Source organism: Gramella sp. Hel_I_59 (genome assembly GCF_006714895.1).
In the GTDB taxonomy this organism is placed as follows: Bacteria; Bacteroidota; Bacteroidia; order Flavobacteriales; family Flavobacteriaceae; genus Christiangramia.
Map to the genome: position 1 here is coordinate 2,192,172 of NZ_VFME01000001.1, position 24,810 is coordinate 2,216,981.

At 31.0% G+C, this 24,810-nt stretch carries 22 protein-coding genes; all 22 read left to right on the forward strand.

Features of this window, described 5'->3' with window-relative positions:
* The first annotated feature begins 27 nt into the window (after positions 1-27).
* The 22 genes from JM79_RS09995 (at position 28) to JM79_RS10100 (ending at position 24,637) form a co-directional block, all read left to right on the forward strand.
* Positions 28-3,195: an SIR2 family protein gene (locus tag JM79_RS09995; protein WP_141878011.1), complete on the forward strand. Its 3,168-nt coding sequence runs from the start codon at positions 28-30 to the stop codon at positions 3,193-3,195.
* Positions 3,196-3,370: 175 nt separating this feature from the next.
* Complete coding sequence (locus JM79_RS10000) at positions 3,371-3,598, forward strand: PLD nuclease N-terminal domain-containing protein (RefSeq protein ID WP_141878012.1); 228 nt, start codon at positions 3,371-3,373, stop codon at positions 3,596-3,598.
* A 22-nt stretch (positions 3,599-3,620) separates the two neighbouring features.
* Positions 3,621-3,872: a hypothetical protein gene (locus tag JM79_RS10005; RefSeq protein WP_141878013.1), complete on the forward strand. Its 252-nt coding sequence runs from the start codon at positions 3,621-3,623 to the stop codon at positions 3,870-3,872.
* Between the two features lie 150 nt (positions 3,873-4,022).
* A complete protein-coding gene (locus tag JM79_RS10010) occupies positions 4,023-4,367 on the forward strand; it encodes a hypothetical protein (protein ID WP_141878014.1) in 345 nt (114 codons plus the stop codon).
* A gap of 435 nt (positions 4,368-4,802) precedes the next feature.
* The gene (locus JM79_RS10015; protein WP_141878015.1) at positions 4,803-5,468 is read left to right on the forward strand and encodes a hypothetical protein; all 666 of its coding nucleotides are present in this window, start codon (positions 4,803-4,805) and stop codon (positions 5,466-5,468) included.
* A gap of 181 nt (positions 5,469-5,649) precedes the next feature.
* On the forward strand, positions 5,650-6,591 hold the full coding sequence (locus JM79_RS10020) for a retropepsin-like aspartic protease (protein WP_141878016.1): 942 nt from the start codon (positions 5,650-5,652) through the stop codon (positions 6,589-6,591).
* Positions 6,592-7,257: 666 nt separating this feature from the next.
* On the forward strand, positions 7,258-8,157 hold the full coding sequence (locus tag JM79_RS10025; protein ID WP_141878017.1) for a tetratricopeptide repeat protein: 900 nt from the start codon (positions 7,258-7,260) through the stop codon (positions 8,155-8,157).
* 154 nt (positions 8,158-8,311) lie between these two features.
* A complete protein-coding gene (locus JM79_RS10030) occupies positions 8,312-8,998 on the forward strand; it encodes a hypothetical protein (protein ID WP_141878018.1) in 687 nt (228 codons plus the stop codon).
* Between the two features lie 164 nt (positions 8,999-9,162).
* Complete coding sequence (locus JM79_RS10035) at positions 9,163-11,334, forward strand: hypothetical protein (protein WP_141878019.1); 2,172 nt, start codon at positions 9,163-9,165, stop codon at positions 11,332-11,334.
* A gap of 155 nt (positions 11,335-11,489) precedes the next feature.
* Positions 11,490-12,245, forward strand: coding sequence for a DUF2321 domain-containing protein (locus JM79_RS10040; RefSeq protein ID WP_141878020.1), 756 nt, complete (start codon positions 11,490-11,492; stop codon positions 12,243-12,245).
* Between the two features lie 226 nt (positions 12,246-12,471).
* Positions 12,472-13,035: a DUF4240 domain-containing protein gene (locus JM79_RS10045; protein WP_141878021.1), complete on the forward strand. Its 564-nt coding sequence runs from the start codon at positions 12,472-12,474 to the stop codon at positions 13,033-13,035.
* Positions 13,036-13,212: 177 nt separating this feature from the next.
* Positions 13,213-13,674, forward strand: a complete 462-nt coding sequence (locus JM79_RS10050) for a hypothetical protein (protein ID WP_141878022.1) — start codon at positions 13,213-13,215, stop codon at positions 13,672-13,674.
* Between the two features lie 163 nt (positions 13,675-13,837).
* Complete coding sequence (locus JM79_RS10055; protein WP_141878023.1) at positions 13,838-15,748, forward strand: ATP-binding protein; 1,911 nt, start codon at positions 13,838-13,840, stop codon at positions 15,746-15,748.
* A gap of 166 nt (positions 15,749-15,914) precedes the next feature.
* Positions 15,915-16,352 carry a hypothetical protein gene (locus tag JM79_RS10060; RefSeq protein WP_141878024.1) on the forward strand — a complete coding sequence of 146 codons (438 nt, stop codon included), beginning with the start codon at positions 15,915-15,917 and terminating at the stop codon, positions 16,350-16,352.
* Positions 16,353-16,527: 175 nt separating this feature from the next.
* Complete coding sequence (locus tag JM79_RS10065; RefSeq protein ID WP_141878025.1) at positions 16,528-17,028, forward strand: DUF1648 domain-containing protein; 501 nt, start codon at positions 16,528-16,530, stop codon at positions 17,026-17,028.
* A gap of 218 nt (positions 17,029-17,246) precedes the next feature.
* Positions 17,247-18,371, forward strand: coding sequence for a hypothetical protein (locus JM79_RS10070; protein ID WP_141878026.1), 1,125 nt, complete (start codon positions 17,247-17,249; stop codon positions 18,369-18,371).
* 17 nt (positions 18,372-18,388) lie between these two features.
* On the forward strand, positions 18,389-19,201 hold the full coding sequence (locus JM79_RS10075; RefSeq protein ID WP_185739479.1) for a tetratricopeptide repeat protein: 813 nt from the start codon (positions 18,389-18,391) through the stop codon (positions 19,199-19,201).
* A gap of 150 nt (positions 19,202-19,351) precedes the next feature.
* Positions 19,352-20,263: a DUF6438 domain-containing protein gene (locus JM79_RS10080; RefSeq protein ID WP_141878028.1), complete on the forward strand. Its 912-nt coding sequence runs from the start codon at positions 19,352-19,354 to the stop codon at positions 20,261-20,263.
* Between the two features lie 172 nt (positions 20,264-20,435).
* Positions 20,436-20,969, forward strand: coding sequence for a hypothetical protein (locus JM79_RS10085; RefSeq protein WP_185739481.1), 534 nt, complete (start codon positions 20,436-20,438; stop codon positions 20,967-20,969).
* A 790-nt stretch (positions 20,970-21,759) separates the two neighbouring features.
* Positions 21,760-22,695 carry a hypothetical protein gene (locus JM79_RS10090; RefSeq protein WP_141878030.1) on the forward strand — a complete coding sequence of 312 codons (936 nt, stop codon included), beginning with the start codon at positions 21,760-21,762 and terminating at the stop codon, positions 22,693-22,695.
* Positions 22,695-23,798, forward strand: a complete 1,104-nt coding sequence (locus JM79_RS10095) for a hypothetical protein (RefSeq protein WP_141878031.1) — start codon at positions 22,695-22,697, stop codon at positions 23,796-23,798. Before JM79_RS10090 ends, JM79_RS10095 begins: the two co-directional genes overlap by 1 nt.
* A 335-nt stretch (positions 23,799-24,133) precedes the next feature.
* On the forward strand, positions 24,134-24,637 hold the full coding sequence (locus JM79_RS10100; RefSeq protein ID WP_141878032.1) for a DUF2306 domain-containing protein: 504 nt from the start codon (positions 24,134-24,136) through the stop codon (positions 24,635-24,637).
* The last annotated feature ends 173 nt before the right edge of the window (positions 24,638-24,810 follow it).

Below are 24,810 nucleotides of genomic sequence, written 5' to 3' on the forward strand. Positions count from 1 at the left end.
CTATTTCAATCGAAGAATTAAATTTTAATGGATCACATATTAGACCTCATTGACCAGAAAAAAGAATTACATAAATTATTTGAAAAAATTGCTGAAGGAAATTCAATTGCCTTCTTAGGTGCCGGTGCATCAGTAGGTGAAAGGCGATATTTGAGTAAGGAAGTCATAGAGTATTATGAAGATTACCTTGGTGAATCTTTAGGTATATCCGATATAACAAAATTTGTTGATATGTTATCAGCAGATCCTAAATTTGATAGAGCTCATTTCGATGCGGAAGTAGCAAAAATGATTGAAAAATATGAGGTTACTAACGGCCATAAAATTTTCGCATCAATACCGTGGAGAGAAATTATTACAACTAATTATGACCTCCTTGTAGAAAGAGCATATGATGAAGTAAAGTCAACCTCAAATCAGGTTTTTGATTTATACCCTGTAAGAAGACCAAACGATTTTCACTACGGAAAAAGTAATTCAGAAGTAAGATTAATAAAATTAAATGGATGTGTTTCAGATAAAAGAAAGTTTCCATTAGCTTTCTCCAGTGAGGACTTTAAAAAATTAAATAAGTTCTATAAAAAAGTTCTTAATAGTCTGAAAGATTTATCGGATAATGTTTCATTGTTTTCTTTTGGATATTCATTTCAAGATGAATTTGGTAAGGAACTCCTAGAAAAATTTGACTCCTATAATTATCGAGATAGGAAATGGATATTTAATATAGATCCTTATCCGAATGAAAAAATTCTACCCTATTACTCCAAAAATAGAATTTGTATTGTAAAATGTACCTTCCAAGAGTTTTTTGAAAAATATAAAGAATGGCAGGAAGGTGAATATGGAAATGTTGTCAAAAGAAAGAAAATAGCATTCCATAACAGTAGAAATCAACACATAAACCTTCCCAACAAATTAGCTGTAAATCTTGATAACGTTCTGAAGCAATTGAATGAAGATAGCAGGGAAACTTATATAAAAGAAGAAGAATTTTATAAAGGAGAAGAACCAAATTATGGCATAATTAAACGAAATGTAGATGTTGTAAAAAAAGACATTTACGATAAAGTAAACAGTTTTATAATCAAAGAATTGAAAGAAAATCATGATCCATTTTTACCGATTTTCTTTCTAAAAGGTGATTTCGGAATAGGGAAAACAACTTTTACTTTAAGGTTAATCAATGAATTTTCAAAAGACAGAAATTTTGATGTTGTTTCATTTGAAATTTTGGACTTCATCAAACTTAAGAAAGAATACTTAGTTGAATTATTTCAGTATTGCAGTGCTAAAAATATAATACTTTTTTGTGATGAAATTGAAATTGAATCATCCTTTAAATCCTTAATCGAATTAAGGAGAGAACTTAGCATTGAGCAATTTAATGACTTCAACCTTTTTTTTCTCGTCCCAATAAGAGAGAATATATACGAAAAGTACAAGCAACAGAGGCAACTTCAGAAAAGTTATGAAGTTAATATAAATGGAAGCTTCAATAATTTAGAGGTCTCAGAGTTATTAGATAAACTTAAGTCTTGTGGATTAGTAGATTTTAAAGATGAGGCAAGTAAGAGAAGATTACAAGACAAAATAAAGACTCAATACGGTAATGATTCATTCATTTCATTATTGGAAATAGTTACAAACGGTAATCATGTAAGAAATTTACTGTCAGCTTATGAAGAGCTTTCTAAGGAAATGCAATCCGCATTTCTCTATACGGCATTGTTGCATCAATTTAAATTAAAAATGCCTGCTGGATGGTTAAAACAAATTGTTTCAATGGATTGGGAGCAATTTGTAGATAAAGTAGTAAAAGGAGAAGGAAAAGGTATATTAATTCAAGAACATATAAATTCTTATGGTACTGAACCAGATTTATTCTTTAAGACTAAACATCCTGTTATAGCAAAAAATCTAATTAACAAAATTGTTCCTAATAAGGATAAGCAATTCCGGTTATTTGAAACAATGATTAACAAGATATCATATAGTGAAAATAACTCTTATCTCATTAATAATCTGCTTAAGACTATTGAAAGATTAGATAATTATTCCAAATCAAAAATAGAAAGACTTTTTGATCTTGCTTATAATAATTTCTCAGATGATCCTTACTTTTTACTGAGGTACTCCATGAATCTACAATATAGAGGAGGAATTAATAACTTAAAAAAGGCTATTGACCATCTTGTATATGCCGAATCATTTTTAGATCGTAGAAATCACCGCTTTATTCATAGAAGAGCTGTTTTAAATTATAGTATCGCAAGAGCTACTTGGAAAGAAAATAAGCAGAAACTAACTGTAATTAATTTATTCCTTACAGAAGCGAAAGAGTTATTTCAAGTAAAACAATTAATGGATCCCTTTTCTGCCTATGGCTATGTAGATTACATAAAATTGCTAATGTGGGAATTAAAAAAACTAGATTTTGAGAAAGAAGAAAAGATAGCTCACAGTATCAAAATTGAGGAATTATTCGATTTAGCACAAAAAACTGTAACAGATGATATAAATCGAATTTTCAATCTAAAAGCCGAATACACTGAATTTTTACAAAATGAAACATCAGATAAGGAATATTTAAATTATTTAGATGAATTATACGAGGATGCAAATCTTAGGCCCTACGCCTGTATTCTCAAATACAATTATTTAGAAAGCCTAAACGATAATGAAAACTCCGAATTATTAGATGAGTTAATAGTTGAAATGGAACATTATTTAGAAAACAATGAAATAGTGAAATTTCTCTTTAAATACTATGGTAGAAGATTATTTAATCCCAATTATCGCGTTAAACTCTTCAATCTAACAAGAAAACATTCATTTCTTGAGGATGAAATTCCACTTAGGTTTTACTACTTCAACTTTATAGCAGAGTCTTATAACAAACACTTTTCTGAGGGTAGAAAAATGCTAAAAAGTATCAAATTAAAATTTCATGGTTTAAACCCGGCATTTCACTATATATGGTCAGATAATAATGGAGAAGAAGTTTTATTCGATGGACAAATTAGAATGTGGTTTAAAACAAAGTATAAATGTGTGAAAATAACCCAGTTCCAACAATTCATTCCACTTGTGAAGGGTGATTATAGCGATTTAAAAATTAATGAGCCTGTATTAGTAAAACTTCATTTTTACTTAAATGGTATTAAGGCTGAAATTGTATCAAACAAGGAAAAGTAAATTTAACTTGCCACAACATCGGTTCATCGCAAATAACGGGTTTAGCGGAAAATGTATAATTTTAGAAACCAGGAAAGAAAATAGTTAATCCGACAAGTCCGCGTCCCTACTCCCGCAACTTGCGATAACCGTAACCGTTAGCTGCAAGCATCAGAAAAATTCAAATGAAAGAAAAATGACTGAAATATTTATAATTATACTATTTACACTAACAATAATTCTTTGGATATGGGCATTAATCGATATTTATAGGTCACATTTCAAAAATGGAATCTTCAAAATTATATGGTTTATTGCAGTGATAATTTTTCCGATTTTAGGTTCTATAATATATTTCCAGTTTAAAAATAAAATGACTAGCAGACAAAGAAGAAAATTTCAACCAAATTTCAGAAACCAATAAAATAAAAGCTAAGTATTCAAAAATGAGTGAATTCATAGGATTTGTTTTAATAGAAATTATATTCAATTTTATAGGTGCAGTAATAAGATGGTTATTTGGAAATATTTGGAGAACAATTAAAAATAAACGAAAATTTAAATTTTCAGAGTATTTAAACGCACCGAAAAATCCAGATCATTTTGACAATCAAGCCCACGAAACAAATAATGTTATTATTGGAGTAGTTTCAACAATAGTCATCATATTAGTAGTGGTTTTAGTAGAAAGATTATAGTTAAATGCCAGCAGCTAACAACGGTTAATCGCCAATAAGCGGCAGGCTTAGAAAGAAATTAATTAACTTGACCAACAAACCAATACTAAGCCGACAAATACGCGTCCCTTACTCCGCCAACTGGCGATAACCGAAACCGTTGCCCACAATATGCTCAAAAATCTACTATACATATTCGCTACTATCGGATTTTTAAGTATTTGTATTCAAATAGTTCAATTTTTCATAGAAGAAAATCGGACTCAGTCTTATTGGAATAAATGTGAAAAGGTTGAAATTGGAATGAAACTAAATGAAGCAAGAGAAATTATTGGGGATCTAAAATATCAATATTGGACCCAAGATTCTAAGTCTGGAGAAATTATTATCTATGAAAGAAATGGCGAATTAGAATACTCTTTAGAATATGATTTGATATTTGCAGGTTCTGATAATATGCGATTAATTTTCGACCCTAAAACATTAAAAATAACAGACAAATTCTGTGGAGAGTGAAAAATTGGACTATTCTCAACATATATTTTTCCATCTATTTAATCTGCTGCTCAATCTTTACTATTTTCAATTGGCAGACACTGTCTTATGAAGAAGGTTGGGGTGTAGTTTATATGATCGGACTAATGTTATTTGGAGTATTAGGATTAATAATCGATTATCTACTAAGAAAATTAGTGAATGATAAAAAACTTTTAACCTTAATTGATGTTGTAATAATAATTAGCTTTTCAATAGTTTTATTAATAGAACTTCAATTGAATGCATGGAACTAACGCATACAGTGGGCAACAACGGTTAATCGCCAATAAGCGGTACCGTTAGTAAGAAAATAATTATCTTGACCAACAAACTAATACTAAGCCGACAAATCCGCGTCCGTTACTCCGCCAACTTGCGATAACCGGGACCGTTGTACACAATAAAAACATCAATATGATGAAAATTAAATTTCTATTATTTGTAATGTTTACACTATCTATTGGTGCACATGCTCAAGATAATTTCAAGGGAAAGATTATTTACAAATTAGAATTTGAAATATACAATACTGATATTTCTAAAGAAATGTTGACTAAAACATTCGGAACAGGATCAACCTTTTTGTACAAGGACGGTAGATATTTCCAATCATATAATAATGGATCAACTGATTTTGATTTCATGGATTCCAAATCTGGAAAATACTATCGAAAACTTTCTGATAATGATACGTTATTTATATCCGATCCAACGAAAAAGGGCAATTATTCACTAATTAACACAGAAGAAGGTGAAAGCGACGAGAAAGTATTGGGTTACGATTGCAGCTATTTTAAACTCAACGCCCAAATTGATCCTATTAATAAAAAACGTTTTTTAAAGATGTATTACACTAATAAAATTTTAATAGACGGTTCTCTATTTGAGAAAATTGAAAAAAGCTTTGCCAATATTATTTATGGGAGAATGAATTCAATTCCAATCAAGTTTGAAATTGGAGATAGTTCTTTTAAAGTTATCGGTACTGCAACAAAAATTGAGAAAAATTATGAATTTGATCTTGATAATATTATTCAAGAAAAGATAGAATCGTACCCAATAAAAGTAGAACAGTTTTAACTGTGTACAACATCGGTTAATCGCAAATAACGGGTATTGCGGAAAAAGTGTAATTTTAGAAACCAGGAAAGAAAATGTTTAAGCCGACAAGACCGCGTCCCTACTCCCGCAACTTGCGATAACCGTAACCGTTGTGCGTAAGCCGCAAGAAATTCTTCAATCAAATAACAAAATCCATAAAATGAAATTTACCAAAGTATCTATTTACTTGATAATATTTATTCTATTAAATAGCTGTTCTCTAAACAAAGCCGCTAAATATTTAAAGGAAGGTAAAACAGAACAAGAAAACTTCACAAATACTCTTCCTTTTGATTTAAAAAAAGGATGGATAATTGTTCCTGTAGAAATAGAAAATAAGACTTATAGATTTATCCTAGACACTGGAACACCAACCCTTGTATCAAAAGAACTTGCTCAAAGTCTAAATATGAAAGCTATCGATTCAGTAGATGCTTATGATGTTTATAATAAAGGTCAAAAAAATAAATACACAAGAATTGAAAATATTAAAATTGGAAAGACAGATTTTGTTGGAACAGCAGCATTAATTAATGATTTCAACGCTACTGCAATTTGGGCTTCTTTAAATGTTGACGGATTTATAGGTTCAAATTTAATGCAACACGCTATTTGGGATATTGATTTTAAACAAAAACAAATCACCATTACTGATAATGAATCAAACTTAGACCTACCAGATGATTTAATTGAGAATAAAATGTTTATTGGAGTTGCAGGTTTACCTTCCATTGCTTGTAAAATAAATGGAGAAAGAATTTGGAACTTCCCTGTAGATTTAGGTTATAATGGAGGAATAGTTATGCCATTTTCTGATTTTGAAAAGCAAATAGAAAATGGTCAAATTTCAGATTTTAAAAAATCAGATACTCAAGGCATTATTGGTGTTTATGGAAAACAAAATTCTTCCAGAGAATCTTATACTGGAATAATTGATGAAATAGAATTTGGAAATTTTACTATAAAAAATGAAAAGGTATATTCAGAGCAATATTTAAGTAAGATATTTGGCTTGGATTTCTTTAAAAATTATCGTGTAATCCTAAATTGGAACAGTAAAAAAATAAAGTTGATAGAAAATAAAGAAACTACAAATTCTTAGTAACCGGCCAACGCACAACATCGGTTCATCGCAAATAACGGGTTTTGTCGAAAAAGTGTAATTTTAGAAACCAAGAAATAAAATTGTAAATCCGACAAGTCCGCGTCCCTACTCCCGCAACTTGCGATAACCGTAACCGTTATACACAAGTGCTCCGCAACGATTTTAGCTACTAAAAACAATAAGAATCCAAACTGAAAAATTCGAATTTTAAAAGCTTCAATTGATAATTTTCAACTAAGAAGCTTTTGTGAATCGTAAACCTATAAAATCCTGGTTCTATCGAAAATTCTAAAAGATCGTTCAGGAAAGATTTAATAAGTAAAGAAGCTTTTGGTAGCTGCTCAAAAACAAATTAGCTACTAAGAACTTCAATAAAAAGAAACCTAGTACCAAGAAACGGACGCTTACTCGGTCGCAATAATTATTACAAAACGAGCAAGATTTTTCATAAAAGTCAGAGTATTCCCGACAGTGGCATATCTGCCGTTCTCACTCGGCTCTGTCGCACCAGTGTATAACAACGAATATTCGCAATTGTGGCCATTTGAAATAAAATAGTATTTTTAGAAACCAAGAAACAAAAACCTAAGCCGACAAATCCGAATACGTACAACCACAACTGACGATTATTCGAAACCGTTATGCTTTATTAATAACAATGACATGAATAAGATAATTTCAATTTTTTCAGTCCTTATATTTCTATCTTGTAAAGAACAAAAGAAAGAAATCATAGTAGATACTAAAGAACCTGTAAGAGACAATGTAGAGCTTATTGAGATTTATCGAAATGATCAAGCAGACAGATCTGTAGATAATATTGACTGGAGTTTAGTTTCAAAACGAGATAGCATAAGAGAAGAACGACTTTATGAACTGTTAGATTCTAATAAAGTTCAAACTTCGAAAGATTACCGTCACGCCGCGATGATATTTCAACATGGTGGTGATTCAATTGCTTATGGAATGGCAGTTAAATTAATGCGTAAATCTATTGAATTAGATTCTACGGCTGACAAATGGCTTCTAGCTGCCGCCATTGACCGATACTTGCTAAGCAAGAATGAACCTCAAATTTATGGAACTCAGTATCAGAAATTTGGACATGACTCACCATGGGTGATCGGAAAAATGGATACTACAAAAATTTCTGATGAAGAAAGAATTGAATATGGTGTAGAAACTTTAGCCGAACAGAAAGAGAAAGTAAAGCGATTGAACCAAAAAAAGTTGTCAAATCTAAAGCTAGACGGTAAATCTATTGGTGAAATTATTAAAATCGTTAAGTCCCAAGATAAAAGTGATCCTGAGTATGACATTTCCGAAAATGAAATTAATAGTTTTGGATATCGATTAATGGGAGAAGGTAAAAGCGAAGATGCTCTAAAAATCTTTAAACTTAATACACAATTATACCCAAATGGTTTTAATACTTGGGATAGTCTTGGTGAATGCTTTTTAGCTGTTGGAAAAAAAGATGAAGCATTAGAAGCATATCGAAAATCATTAGAGTTAAACCCTGAAAATGAAAATGCAAGAGCAATTATCATTGCGAACAATTAACAAAGCATAACAACGGTTAATCGCCAATAAGCGGTAGCGTTAGAAAGAATATAATTAACTTGACCAACAAACCAATACTAAGCCGACAAATCCGCGTCCCCTACTCCGCCAACTGGCGATAACCGAGACCGTTACCTGCAAGCTGAAGAAACCTATGAACATAAAATATACATTAATAGTAATTCTAACTTTTTTGACTGTTAGTTGTCAATCTCAAACGAATGAAATTGAAGACAAAACAATTGACTATTATTTCGGACAAATAGCGGAATTAGAAATAGACGAACTGATAAATCAAAAAATATTAATTGATAGTTTGACTATTACACCAAAATACAAGGATTCAGCCTCAAACGGATTGAATCAAGATGGATTTTTGAAATATGCTGACATAAAAGCAAACATTTATATGTCCTTCTTTAAAGATTATTTATACCAACAAAAAGTTGAATATAACAACGAGTATTATGTTCTCTACTTTACAATGGCAGGATTTGACGATATGCAATGGGATATTATCAAAATGCCAAAAGATAGTTGGAATGGAAAGGAAAGATTAAGCAGAGAAATAGTAGAAAAAGATAAATCAATAGAAAAAGTCCTTTTTAACTATGACGAAGGAGCTAAAAACACAGAAAATATCCAAATTTTCATTAAAGACGACTATTTGATAATGGAACGTGGAAATCTTTATCATTCATTATATGATTTGAAAAACCAAAAGGTTCTGATTAATGAAGAAAGTCCTTGGCATCAAGCAGAAGGAGATGGAAAGGAAGGATTGAACAAATGGATTAAAGAAAATTTACACGACAAAATTGAACAAACTATTAACGAATAACAGCCAGCAGGTAACAACGGTTAATCGCCAATAGACGGCAGCGTTAGAAAGAAAATAATTAACTTGACCAACAAACTAATACTAAGCCGACAAATCCGCGTCCCCTATTCCGCCAACTGGCGATAACCGAGACCGTTAGCGGTAATTTCTATCAAAAAAATAGTATGAAAAAACTTAATATTCAATTTGAGAATTGCTTTGGAATTGGAAAATTACATCATCAATTCGATTTTGAGAAGAGCAATACACATTTAGTTTATGCTCCCAATGGAACAATGAAAACTTCTTTTGCAAAAACTTTTGAACTCATTTCAAAAGATGATCCTAGGAACAAACCATGTGATAGAATATATAAATCGAGAGTTTCTAAATATGAACTTCTAAATGAAGATTCAACCGTTAATCCAAGTGATATATTAGTTATAAATGCTGAGGACGATAGCTTTGATGCATCAAATAAGATTAGTAGTTTTCTTGCAAGCAAAGAACTTAAAGATGAATATGATAATATATATCAAGAATTAAATGACTTAAAAGTTGAGTTTATCAAAAAATTAAAAATTATTTCGCAAAGTACTGATTGCGAAACTGAATTTATAAATACATTTTCAGAAGATGAAAATTCTGAATTTTTTGAGGTTCTTATTGATCAAGTTGATAATCTAAAAACTGAATATGAAAAATATGATTTTCGGTATAACGATATTTTTGATAAAAAAGGTAATGTCAAGAAATTTCTTGATAAGAATGAAGCTATTTTAGATCAATACGTTAGTGATTACAAAAACATTATATCGAAGTCCAGATTTTTTAAAGAATCTACAACTAACACTTTCGGCACATATCAAGCAAATACTATTATAAAGTCAATTGAAGACAATAGTTTTTTTGAAGCAGGTCATAAATTCGTCTTAGAAGACGGAACAGAAGTTGACAACGCTGAAAATTTAAAAACAATAGTTGAAGAAGAAATCCAGAATATTTTAAGCGATGAAAAGCTAAAAAAATCATTTGAGAAAGTTGACAAGGCGATTGGTTCTAATGCAGAACTAAGGTCTTTTAAAAATGTTATCGAAAAAAATAATTTGATTCTGGTCAAATTGAAAGACTACGACAAATTTAAAAGAGAGGTTTGGATTAATTACTTTTCCGAAATTAAAGAAGAAGCTGAAAAATTAGCAAATTATTACAAAGGCAAAAAAACCAGATTAGAAGAAATTATTGGTGAATCAAAAAAAGAGTTTGAACTGTGGACCAAAATCATAAGAACATTCAATTCTAGATTCCACGTTCCTTTTAAAGTCAATATAGTAAACCAAGAAGATATAATATTAAAGGAAGAAACAGCCAATCTGACTTTCGATTATGCCGACAGAGGTGCAGAAGCTGTCAAACAAAATCGAGAAAATTTACTAAATATTTTAAGTAAAGGTGAGCAAAGAGCTTATTTTATACTTCATTTTTTATTCGAGATTGAAGCAAGAAAATTAAAGCCTGATAAGAATCTATTAATTTTTGATGATGTTGCAGACTCATTTGATTATAAAAATAAGTTCGCAATAATCGAGTACATAAAAGAAATTCACGAACAAGATCATTTCAAAACAATTGTACTCACTCATAATTTTGATTTTTATAGAACTGTTGCTTCAAGATTACATCTAGACAGGGATGTGATTTATATGACCACCAAAGACGTTCAAAATGAAATAACTTTTCATAAAGGTCAATATATAAATGACGTCTTTAGTTATCTCATAAGAAATTACCAAAATCCAAAGTTCTTTATTAGTCTAATAGCCTTTGTTAGGAATCTAATTGAATACAGCGAATCTAAGAGTAACGCCGACTATTTAACTCTTACAAGTTGCCTACATAGAAAGGAAGAATCGGACAATTTGAAAGTGGATCAAATCTTTAATATTTTTAAAAATAAATTAGTTAAACTAGAAGATAAGACTATAGATTTTGGAGATAGTAAGTTGATTGATTTTATTATTGAAACAGCAGATTCAATAGCAGAGGAAAATACGGATGAAATAGCTCTGGAAAATAAAATTTGTCTTGCAATAGCAATTAGACTGCAAGCTGAGAAATATTTAATTGGCAAACTTCCTGATATCGACTTATCCACAATCACGAAAAATCAAACTCAAATTCTTTATAAAGAGTATTGTACAAATCACCCTAATAGTGAAGCTAAAATCACCTTAGATAAAGTGAATTTGATGACTCCAGAAAACATTCACATAAATGCTTTTATGTTTGAACCATTAATAGATATGTCAATAAACCATTTAACTCTACTATATAGAGCAGTAAATAATTTGAACTAAGAAACTACCGCTAACATCGGTTCATCGCAAATAACGGGTTTTGTCGAAAAAGTGTAATTTTAGAAACCAGGAAAGAAAATAGTTAATCCGACAAGTCCGCGTCCCTACTCCCGCAACTTGCGATAACCGTAACCGTTGGCAACAAATTTTAAAGAATGGCAGGAAAACATGACGCTTATTTAGTATGTGAAAATGGACATGGAATTAATAGTTCATTTTATTCAAATCCAGAATTCAATAAAAAGTTCTGTACTACCTGTGGAGCTAAAACAAGGAAAGATTGTCCTAATTGTGGTAATGATATAGAAGGCGAAATTCACTTTGAAAATTTTATTGATTTATCCGGAGGAATAACTCCAGTTCCAGACATTTGCAAATACTGTGGAGAAGATTTTCCATGGAAATCTAAAAAGAAAGAGATTACAAAAAACATTGAAAAGGTTAATAGAGATGATGTACTTCTTTTAGAAACCGTATTTGATAGATTTCATTTAGTTGCTAAGCAAATAAGACAACGCTATAATGACCGAGAAACCCTTGATGTAAAAGATGAATATGATACACAAGATTTACTCCATTCATTACTTAGAATTTATTTTGAAGATATAAGGACAGAAGAATGGAATCCAAGTTATGCAGGAAGCTCAACACGTTCAGATTTTCTATTAAAAAAAGAAGAGATTGTCATTGAGATAAAAAAGACAAGATCTAATTTAAAAGCAAAGCAAATTGGAGAACAACTGATAATCGATATAGCAAAATATAAAACACATCCTAATTGCAAAATTTTATATTGTTTCGTCTATGATCCTGAAGGTTACATCAGTAATCCTAAAGGAATAGAAAACGATTTGAATGACGAGATTTCGGAAATGAAAGTAAAGGTAAAAATTGTGCCTAAGGGACATTAAAATCAGTTGCCAACAACGGTTAATCGCCAATAAGCGGCAGCGCTAGTAAGAAAATAATTATCTTGATCAACAAACCAATACTAAGCCGACAAATCCGCGTCCCTTAATCCGCCAACTGGCGATAACCGAGACCGTTACCCATAATTTTCAACATGAAAATATTACTACTACTATATTTACGATTTTCAATATAAATGATACTGATCATCAACCAATAATACAAGAAATGGGAATATTTGATAAATTTTTCGGCAACAAAGAGCCAGTACAAAATTCAGTAAGATTGATGGATGAAAATCAATTCTGGAAAATAATAGAAAAAACCAAATTTGACGGAAACGGAAATTACGAAAAGCAACAAACGGAATTAAATAAAAATCTTTCAAAATTAACCGCAATCAAAATTCTTGAATTTGATAATAAATTTAGAACATTGCGCGGACAGGCCTACAAATGCGAACTGTGGGCTGGAGCATATATTATGAATGGCGGATGCTCAGACGATTGTTTCTCTGATTTTAGAGATTGGTTAATCGGACAAGGAAAGGAAGTTTACGGAGATGCAATTAGAGACGTCGAAACACTGGTCGAACTTGAATACGATATGGACAGTGACGATTGGGAAGGTTTGAGTTATGTACCAAGAGCCGTTTACGAAAAAAAGACTCGAAATGAGATGCCTGAGGGAATTCAAGAAAATTTTGAAATAACGGGCGAAGAATGGGAAGAAGACGATGCGGAATTGAGTTCTAAATTTCCAAAACTTTACGCAAAATGGGGAATAGAATAATTAAGAAAAATTGTGCATAAAAACTATGGGTAACAACGGTTAATCGCCAATAAGCGGCAGCGTTAGAAAGAAAATAATTAATTTGACCAACAAACCAATACTAAGCCGACAAATCCGCGTCCCCTACTCCGCCAACTGGCGATAACCGAGACCGTTAGCACCAATACGAAAAACAGAATGGGAATATTTGATTTTATATTTGGAAAAACCATTAAAATAGAAGATGAATTCTTTGGAAAAATGGTATTCTCTGAATTCAAGAAAAATCCTGAAAAGAATTATTTTGAATGCAGAAGACATTTCAAACCGACTAACGAAATAATAGAAATCGGAATTGAGGGAAATGTAACTGGACCGACTGAAGTCCAAAAGAACTTTTTTCGAAAAATAGAATCTGAATATGATAAAATCACTTCTTCAATAAAACCAATGATTGAAAATGAATTTCGGAATTGGAAAGAAGATTTTGAAATAGTTGACTTTAATAAGGAATTTAAAGCTGTCTACTTGTATTTACCTCGCTGTGTAAAAGAACCAAAAGTTTGGGAAATAGCATTTGAAAGTGAACACGACTTAAACCACACGTTTACGCTAACAATGAATGACTTGAATGCCACTGAAATATTAATAGATGGATAAAAAAGTACTGGTGCTAACATCGGTTCATCGCAAATAACGGGTATTGCCGAAAAAGTGTAATTTTATAAACCAGAAAAGAAAAGAACTAATCCGACAAGTCCGCGTCCCTACTCCCGCAACTTGCGATAACCGTAAACGTTGGGCACAAGCTTAAATAATAATTATGAGTCAAAAACAAATAGCATTATTTGATGATAGATTTCTAGAATCATTTGCAGGGAAAGGAATTATCTCAGATTCAAAAATTGCAATTATTGAATTAATTGCAAATGCTTGGGATGCCGGGGCAACAAAAGTTGATATAACGTGGCCAATAGAAGATGGTGATAATTTTTCTATACAAGATAATGGGCATGGAATGACTGAAAACGAGTTTAGTTCTCGCTTTCGAACATTAGCATATAATAGAAACAGAGAACAAGGTTCTTATGCTCAAATTCCAGTTGACCATAAAGAGTTAATTAGTAAGCGGCCAACCTTTGGGAGAAACGGTAAAGGTAGATTATCAGGATTTGCGTTTGGTGAATTTTTTCAAGTAAGAACCTGGAAAGATGGAGAAGAAATTTTGTACAAAGTCTTTTCTGACAATTCAAATTTTCTAGCATTTAGAAAATTGGATAATAGACCTAAGAATGGTCATGGTACAGAAGTTTTCGTGAAAAATGCATTAAGACCAAATTTAAGTTTTGAAAATGTAAAAATGGAAATTGGAATGAGGTTCATGACAGATCCACATTTTGAAGTAATTATAAATGGAGAAAAAATTACATTTCTTGATATACCAGAGGAAAATATAGAAAAACTAGAAGTTACAGTAGAAGGAATAGGTACAATTGAAATAACAGTAATCGACGTAAAAGATACCGATAGATCAACTCAGCAACACGGAATTGCTTGGCATGTAAAAAATAGATTAGTAGGAGAATGTACGTGGAAAGGAAGCAGCAACGAACATTTAATTGATGGAAGAAGAATTGCTGCTAAAAGGTATATTTTCATCGTTGAAGCAGATTGCTTAGAAGATGCAGTTACTCCAGATTGGACTAGTTTTTTCCAAACTGATGATAAGTACAAACAAGTATTTCCAGCAGTTCAAGAAAAGATAAGAGATTATCTATTAGAACTTAATAAAGAAAACAGGCAGGAAACCTTTAGAGAAATAGAGGAATCAACTCGACCTCTATTAAAAAGAATTGGTTTAGTAAGTCGTGAAAAATGGGAAACATTCATGACAAATGTTCAAGAAGAATGTCCTTCAATTTCTCAAAACGATTTGGAAAAAGTTGGAAAGTTATTAGCAACATTGGAAAGAACAGAATCTAAATATGATCTTATTTCGATTCTTTCTTCATCTTCAGTAGAAGAATTAGAAGGGCTTAATAAGGTTCTTAAAAAATGGGATATAAATTTCGCAAAGCTAGTTTTAGATGAAGTTGAATATAGAATGACATTAATCGAAAAACTTCAAAGTAGAGTTCTAACTCCGAATTCAGACGAAGTTCAAGATTTACAGCCATTATTTCATCGTGGTTTATGGATTTTTGGACCAGAGTATGAAACCATACAATTCACATCGAATCAAGGAATGACAAAAGTAATTCAAACTATTTTTGGAGTTGAAATGAAAGGTAGCACTAAAAGACCTGATTTTGCAATTCTGGAAGAGAGTACAGTAGGTCTATACAGTTATCCTAAATATGATGAACAAGGTGGTGAGGTTGGAATAGACAGATTAACAATAGTTGAATTAAAGAGACCTGGTGTTCCATTGGGAAATGAGGAAGTTAATCAATCATGGAAATATGTAAAAGAACTTTTAGATAAAGGACTTTTAAAATCATATTCAAAAGTTACGTGTTTCGTTCTGGGTTCAGAACTTGTACCATATGAAGCTGAGAGAACAACAAAGATGGACGGTTCTGTTATTATACAGCCAATGGACTACGATATTGTAATGAAAAGAGCAAAGAGCCGTTTATTGAATCTTTTTGATAAAGTTAAAAATGCACCTTACCTAGAAAATACTCGAATCAAGGAATATTTAAGGGAAAAGGAACAAATAGAGTTATTCTAGAATAAGCCAGTGCCCAACAACGTATATCGCAAATGGCGGGTTTATTTGAAAAGAACTAAATTAGATTCCATAATAAACAAAACCGTAAAGCCGACAAATCCGCATTCATTATTCCGCGCCACTTGTCGATATACGAGACCGTTAGGATGCAATGCAACAGAGTTAGATGAAAGAACTTAAGCAATTAAAACTTCTATTAATCATTTCTCATTCATTGATACCAATTGCCGCTGGACACGGATTTGGAATTTTACTTCTTTTTGAAATTATAAGTCCAATCAGAATATTCCAGGACGGAATTTTATTTGATTTCAACGCGGACTTTCAAGATAGATTAATGTTTGTAGGATTGGTATCACTCCTGAGTAAAATAATCCTTATATCAAGTCTGATACTAAAGAACTCAAAACTTAAAAATTTATTTACTATTACTGGAGTTTTAATTCTATGGTTAGCAACATTCATTCTGACTAAAAACCCGGATAAAGATTCTTTATCTAATTTACCGATGATGACAAGTTCAATATCATTAATCTTATCGGTAATAGTCCTATTTAAAGTAATGAACAAAGAACTAAAACTAAAGAAGAAAATTATAGCTTAGCACTGCACCTAACATCGGTTCATCGCAAATAACGGGTATTGTCAAAAAAGTGTAATTTTAGAAACCAGAAAAGAAAATAGTTAATCCGACAAGTGCGCGTCCCTACTCCCGCAACTTGCGATAACCGTAACCGTTGTAGCCAATGCACAAAAATTCAGTAAAGAAGATATAATTAATGAAAGTGAGCTTGGTAAAAGGAATGGAATTCATAAAAACAGATAAAATACTGGATATTACATCTTGGTTATTTCTATTAATAATTTGGTTAATAACTGTGATTTTCTATCAAAATCTTCCCAACGAGATTCCTACTCATTTTAACTACCAAGGAATGGCTGACAATTTCGGAAATAGAAAAGAAATTTTTATCCTTCCTATTCTTGCTACTGTACTCAATATTGCTTTGACATTCTTAAGTAAATTTTTGAACTCATCTAACTTTTTAAACAAAAGAAAAGATTTTCAAGATTCAAAAGTTATAAATAAAATTATAAGGTTTTTTAAAGTCGCAATTCCTTTAATCTTTGGGTTAATAATATATCATACTATTGAAATTGCGAAAAACAAATCAAACGGTTTAGGTTATTGGTTATTAATTTTGACTATCATAATTATTAATATTCCGAATTTATACTACATAATTATTTCGATAATTAAAAAAAATAAAATTAAGTAGAAAGCACTGGCAACAACATCGGTTAATCGCAAATAACGGGTATTGCCGAAAAAGTGTAATTTTAGAAACCAGGAAATATAAGAGTTAATCCGACAAGTCCGCGTCCCTACTCCCGCAACTTGCGATAACCGTAACCGTTGGCTTTAATGCTTTAATCAGGTTTAGTACTTTAAATTTATATGAGATTAAAAATAATTTGTCTTTCAATACTAATCATATTGAGTAGCTGTAAACAGAAAGAGAGTATTGATTCCGAACTATTCATTGGAAGGTATAGAATAATAGATCAATTAGTTCCTTATCCATATTTAATTAAAGAGAAAAAAGATTCCATTTATCTTTTAAATCATAATGGCGATACCATTGATAAGATTAAGGAAAAAGGAATAGATTCTAATAAAGAAATCCAGTTCAAAAACAAAAAACTAAAAGTTCTAAAAAAACAAGATGATAATTTTTTTGCTTTTGATTTAATAGATACTACAAACTTCCGATTATATAAAAATGGTCAACCGATTGCAAAATATGGCGCTAGATTTGAGAAAATTAAAGCTAGTAAAAAGCTAAATATTCAAAAAATCAAAGAAGAGATTAAAGATATTATTTGGAAATATGAGGTTATAGAAGATGAAAATAGTAACCCAAATAAGGATTTAAAAATTCGACAAGTATTAAGCTTTGAAAATGATAGCTTGACTATAGTCACAAATTATTATTATAAAAACTCAAAAACCTATTCAGAGTTTGAAAAAAAAGCATATCAAATTTTTCAAATTGATAACGCTAGTTTCCTTTCACTCCAAAAAGAAGATGACAATCCCCAACCTATATTTCAAATAAAATCATTCGATCCAGAAACTATAGAGTTAATAGATTTTTCTTCCAGAGATATCAAGGATATTTCTTTTGTAAAGGATCAAATTAGCCAAGAGGACTTCAAAGAATTAGTTATGAATACTTCTCAATATTCAAATTGTTTTGATGGCTACCAGGGGGAGTACTATTTTGGTAATAATGTAACCTTCAAAAAGGGTAATGAATTCATTCTAGATCATGTAAACGATAATATACCAGAGATCCAACTTAAATCTGGATATATCATAGTTCACTTTAATATTAATTGCAGTGGAGATATTGGTCGATTTGGTCTAATTCAAATGAACAGAGAATTCAAAGAAGCCTCTTATTCAAGAGAAATTATAAAACATCTAATAAATAAAGTGAGTGAATTAAAGGATTTTCCTTCCTCCTACTCCCGGAAGAATTGGCTAAATTATAAAGACGTACATGCGTTCTTAATGTTCAAAATAGATGAAGGTAAAATAGTTGATATATGCCCATAAAACGAAAAATCCTTGGTTTGACAATAGCAGTTTTCCTCTTTAGCTGCAATGAAGAAAAGGCTAAAGATTATTCAACTCTTAGCGAAAACGAAAAGAAAGAATTAGCTGATTGGTATCACAAATCATCAGACTACTTTTTACAACCATCAGAATTATATAGAACGTATAAAGATTCAGCTTTAAAGGTACAACCTAACAATGTTGACTTATTACAAAGACTTTCGTATTCCTACAAGAAAGTAGGAGAACATATCAAAGCCATGGAAATTCTTAACAGAGCTGTCGAAATAGACATTGCAAATGGAAATTCAGGAGCTTTAGAATATAGAGCCTGGACTCTGTTGTACTATTACAAGGATTATGAAGGCACTATTAGAGATGTTGACCAAATAGAAAAGATAACAGGAAGCGCATATAATTCGTGTTGGGGTGAACCTTGTGGTTTTCATAAAGGGCAAGCTTTGTATAAGCTTGAAAATTTTGAACAGGCAATCGAAACGTTTGAAAAGGTTAATGCTGAAGAAGAAAAACTTGGTTTTGACACGAATGACAACCATTTGATATTCTTTTACATAGGTAGATCTTATACAGAGTTGAAAAATTATGAGATGGCAATAAAGTATTACAGAAAATCCCTCGCTTCCGTAGAGAAATTTCCAGAGGCCTATTATCAGTTAGGTTTAGTTTATAAGAAATTAAATCAAAAAGCTAAGGCGGACAAAAATTTCAAACTTGCAAAAACCAATATTAAGTACAGCATGGGTGAACCGTACGTAGAACGAATTGATGAAGTTTTTCCATTTATGATAGATAAGGAGATTGGGAAATAAAGCACTAAAAGCCAACAACGGTTAATCGCCAATAGGTGGCACGATTAGTAAGAAAATAATTAACTTGACCACAAACCAATACTAAGCCGACAAATCAGCGTCCTTTACTCCGCCAACTGGCGATAACCGAGACCGTTGCCAACAATATTTATGAAAGATTTCGCTACAATATTATTCCTGCTATTATATTCTACTATTGCTTTTGCAAATAAAATAGACCGATTGAAAACAACTGAAGACGTCGAAGAATTTGTAAAAAAAATTGAGCCAATTTTTACAAAATATAAATATTTGAATTACGAATTACTATCGACTGATAAACTCACTCAAAAACTAAATTGTCATGGAATATTTCGTAAATGGGGAATTAGAAACTGGGAAAAAGTTGACATAAATAATGACGGTAATACAGATTTAATATACATCATTGAATCTGACAACAGCTTTGATTCCTATTTAATTTTGGATAATGGTTTCTACAAATATAAAAATGTACGTCTTTCGAGAAACGTATTCGAAAATTGTGAGCTTTTCAAGCCAGTTAAAATTGACAATAAAAATTACCTACAATCATATATTATAAAACATAAGGCAATTACTTCATTTGAATACGAAGAAGTTATACGTATTGATACTTTAGAATATAAATATGATAATTTCGTGGAAATACAAGATGAGCCTGCAAATTACCAAATAGATACTATTAAGTATAGTACGAGTAGCTGCTTGGGTAGTTGCCCAATTTTCAATATAACAATCACGGCAAAAGGAGAGATTTTTTACAAAGGTGAATGGTATGTAGAAGAGGAAGGTAAAAGAACTGTAGCAAATGGGAAACGGGAATTTCAACTAATAAAAGACATACTAAACTCTATCAAAGTTAAGGAATTAGAAAACAACTACTCAGTTTCGTGGACTGATGACCAAACTTCACTTTTAGAAATTCACTTTAAAGATGGTCAAATAAAAAAAATTAGAGATTATGGATTACAGGGTACATTTGGATTAGCCACATTGTACGATAGATTAAAAAATATTGCTTTAACTACTAATTGGGATTAAATACTGTTGGCAACAACGGTTAATCGCCAATAAGCGGCAGCATAAGATAGAAAATAATTAACTTGACCAACGAACCAACACTAAGCCGACAAACCCGCGTCCCTTAATCCACCAACTGGCGATAACCGAGACAGTTGCCTGCAATTCACCAATAGTATTACAAAGAAGAAAAATGAAATGTTATATAATAGTGGAGAATATCCAAACTGACATCATTGAAAAAGTGTTGATGAATTTAGCAAATCTGTATGCTAGTACAGAGTTTGTCAGAGGAATTGAGCTATTCAGAAAAAAAGGTTCTACTGATTCATTCTTAATCTTATTCACCAATACTCCTGACATTGAAAGATTCAATTACTTCGTAAATTATATTGAATATCCAATAGGGCTTGAAAATCACTCACCATTTACTCGGGGTTTTTATAGAACTGATCAGATTGATGAAGATTACGACTTTAAAAACGGCGATTGGATAATGGTTTTCATTTCTAAGACTGATAAAGAATATGACAATGTTCATATTACGAATAGCTCTAATCGAAACTACGTCTTTGATTTTGGAGGCTCAGTAAAAGCCCTTGATTCAATTGAGGAAAAATTTGAATTGATCGCTACAGATATTGAAAATTATAATCATATAATTGATATTTATCCAAGTGAGGACTTTGAACAGAAAAATCACAAAACCTGGTGGAAGTTTTGGTAAAAAGTAAAGGCTAGTTAACTATTAAGTTTTTTAATAATATTTAGTATCCTAAAGAACTGCAGGCAACATCGGTTGATCGCAAATAACGGGTTTTGTCGAAAAAGTGTAATTTTAGAAACCAGGAGAGAAAACATCTAATCCGACAAGTCCGCGTCCTTACTCCCGCAACTTGCGATAACCGAGACCGTTATATAAAATTGCACATTTGAGTTTTAGTTTAATAATTTTTTGATTTTGAATAAGAATGAATAACAACATTTCTAAGAAAACTGACTATAAAGAGCTTTCTGTTTGGATCTTCTCAATTTTCTGTATCTCGCTTTTACTAATATTCTGTATAACGGAATTTCTGAGAGGAGTTTTGAATGAATGGCTATTTAAAAATAGCAGATTATTTCTCGTGCTACTCACTGTAGGAGTTGTAGTTATGTCATTTGTAAACTCTCTGAAACTCCTGAGAAGAAAAGATGCGTCAAAAAATGTGAAATGGATTGTATTAAGCTCTATACCATTTGTACTATTTACGATGGCTTTCCTATTAGCATTTAACTGGAAGAATATAATAGAATCATATTTCAATTAATATGAACTCTAAACATGTTTTTAGTTTGTGCAACTTTAAATAACAGCGGTTGATCGCAAATAACGGGTTTAACCAAAAAAGTGTAATTTTAGTAACCAGGAAAGAAATTGGTTAATCCGACAAGTCCGCGTCCCTACTCCCGCAACTTGCGATAACCGCAACCGTTGGCAAAAATTTTAAATTAAGATTCAATAAATAACAAATATTATGGGTGAATGGTCAAAAAAAATAGGAGAAAAGGGAGAAGAAATTGTCGACTATTTTTTTAAAGAAATATTAGGATACAATTCAGTACTAGCCGGAGAAAGTATTAAGTGTATTAAAGGAGAAAAACATAAGGTTAGCAAAAGCGATAAAACTACTCACGGAATTGATGGTTTAATAAGTGCTAAAAGTCCTTTGGAAGATAATATATTAGATATAGGAGTTATATCATCAAAATTCACATCTAAGGAATATCCAAATTCTCCGAAGTCGAAATTTAAAGAACATATAGTGGATTTAGCGCACACTTTAGAGTGCTTTAAATTTTCAAAACTATATGCAGAAACTAATAAAAAATACACACAAATTGATAGAACGAATATTACAGGAATTTTGGTTTGGACTTCAAATGGTAGTCCAGAAACAGAATCAATAATTCCAAAGGTTTCAAATTCTTTATTAGATAATGACTTAATTTTTGAAAAAATAATTGTTATAGACAATGATAGAATAAATTTTTATGTTGAAACAGTTTTAAATGCAAAGGAAAAATTTGGAGAAAATAATGTTCAGTTTATCTATCACAATACTAATTTGAATAATTCCAGTCTGCCAACAAATAGTTACGGTAAATTTTTGCCGATAAATTACATATTTTCAAATCTAATTCCATTGAGAATAGAAAATGGCAATAACATAGATCTTGTTTTATTTTCTAAAGATAATTTTGATATAGAAAATTTTTCACAGCTTCTTGCCTTTGCCAAAAATTTTGATCATTTAGATTCTACACAAAGAGTAATAATATCCTACCCCGAATTCAACGAACTAATAGACACCCCAGGAATCAGTTCAGTACTTTCTGATTTTAATCATTATAAATTAAATAAGAATCTATTTGTAAGAACGCATTTATCCAATTTTAAAAATCTCTCCTAATGAATATTAAGATTTTACCTCAAGGTGATAGAATAAGGCAATTATTAACTAAATCAAATATTACCAACACTAACATCAATACATTATTGAGGGAAAAAGGTGTTTTTCTAGGTAATAATGAAAAGAATGATTCTATTCCAAATTTAATGAAGACCATTGTGAGTCCTAATGAATTTAGAGAGCTATACGACACTCAAAAAAATAAAGAGGACTCTATAAAACTTCGTACTGCAACTATAAAATGCAAAAAAGGGATTGACTTAACCAGTGTTTTTGCAGAGGACATTAACATAAAACAGAAAATTGAAGAAATTTATGAATATCAGCCAAACTTTAAACTGGATATAAATCCACACCCATATTTTGAGGATGACAAAGTTTTTTATGAATATAAAATTGAACGAGATAATTTACTTCAAGATTGGACAAACAATAAGTCATACCATAAAGGTGCTGTTATAGTGAGCAAATCTGATAGTGGCAATTTGGAATTAACAGTTGAGCAAAACTCAACTTCAAAGGAAACTCACATTATAAATGAACTTTTGACTAAGGAAATAAGAAATATTCTTGAAAGTAAAAAATTAATTGCAGAAGATGATGATTTTATAAGAATAAAATTTAATGATTTCGACAATAGTTCAAGAATTCAATTTTTATATTCCTTCGCACGAGATTTTTGTATCTATTTAGACTTTAAATCCATTACTGATATTAACGTAATGTTGGATGAAAACGAAGAGTCCCACAAAGATGTAAAGTTATTTTTAGACGAAATAGATTCTTTAAAATTGAATGGGAAAGTGCTACAAAATCATATTCTTCTCAAGAATAATTCTTACCACCCCAAATTAATATTTGCAGCAATTTTATTAAGATATAAATTTAATATCGATGGCGTGAAAGGAGTTTGTACAATTGATATATCATTTCCAGAATACATAAGTAGAAGAGATGAAAATTCAGAACTTCAAATTTCTATAAATTTCAACATTGATCGGGAACACAGAAAAATTGCTACTGAAACACAATTACGTAAGAAACTCTACAAATTTGTCGAAAGAAATAAATTCGACAGTTACAATAAGCAAAAATCACAATAAAACTTTAGCCAACATCGGTTAATCGCAAATAACGGGTATAACCGAAAAAGTGTAATTTTAGAAACCAAGAAAGAAAATGGATAAGCCGACAAATCCGCAGGCCTACTCCCGCGACTTGCGATAACCGTAACCGTTAGCCACAATTACAATATTGCGATTCGTTGATCCAATTTCCTCTTTTGATCTGTGAAATGCTTCATTATGGAAGCTTATATCATATTGTAAATTTTAATTCTCAATTACTTTTACAATTCATCTATTAAATTCTACAGTACAGTAGAAGAAAAATTAATCAATCTGAATTTATATTCATCTTTGATAAAAACCTATCTAAGATGCCACACGATTCAATTGGATGGATACATACTATTTTCGCCATCATCGCATTAATAACTGGAAGTTTAATTTTGATCAACCGAAAGGGAACTGAATTTCATGTAAGAACAGGAAGAATTTATGGTGTTTCGATGCTTATAGTTTGCGCATCAGCGTTCTCAATATATCGTGTGCACAATGCATTCGGAGTGCTACATTTTTTCGCAATTATTAGCACAGTTACACTCATTCTGGGAATGATTCCATTATACAAAAAGGGTTTTAAACAACCAATTGTATCACATTTATCTTGGATGTATTGGTCGATTATTGGACTATATTGTGCTTTTGCAGCAGAAATTTTTACGCGCTTGCCACTTATTCTCAATCTCAAAAACAGCTATGGAATTTTTTATCTCTTAATCGGTCTATCTACTGGAATTGTCGGGATGACTGGAAGCTGGTATTTTAAAAAGAAAAAAAACACTTGGGAAATAAAGTATAGTAAACCTAGAAATAACTAGAAATGTAACTGTGGCTAACAACGAATATTCGCAATTGTGGCCATTTCAAATAAAATAGTATTTTTAGTAACCAAGAATTTAAATCCTAAGCCGACTAATCCGAATACCTTCAACCACAACTGACGATTATTCGAGACCGTTAGGCACAATTAACCAACAAAAAATAGAATTTT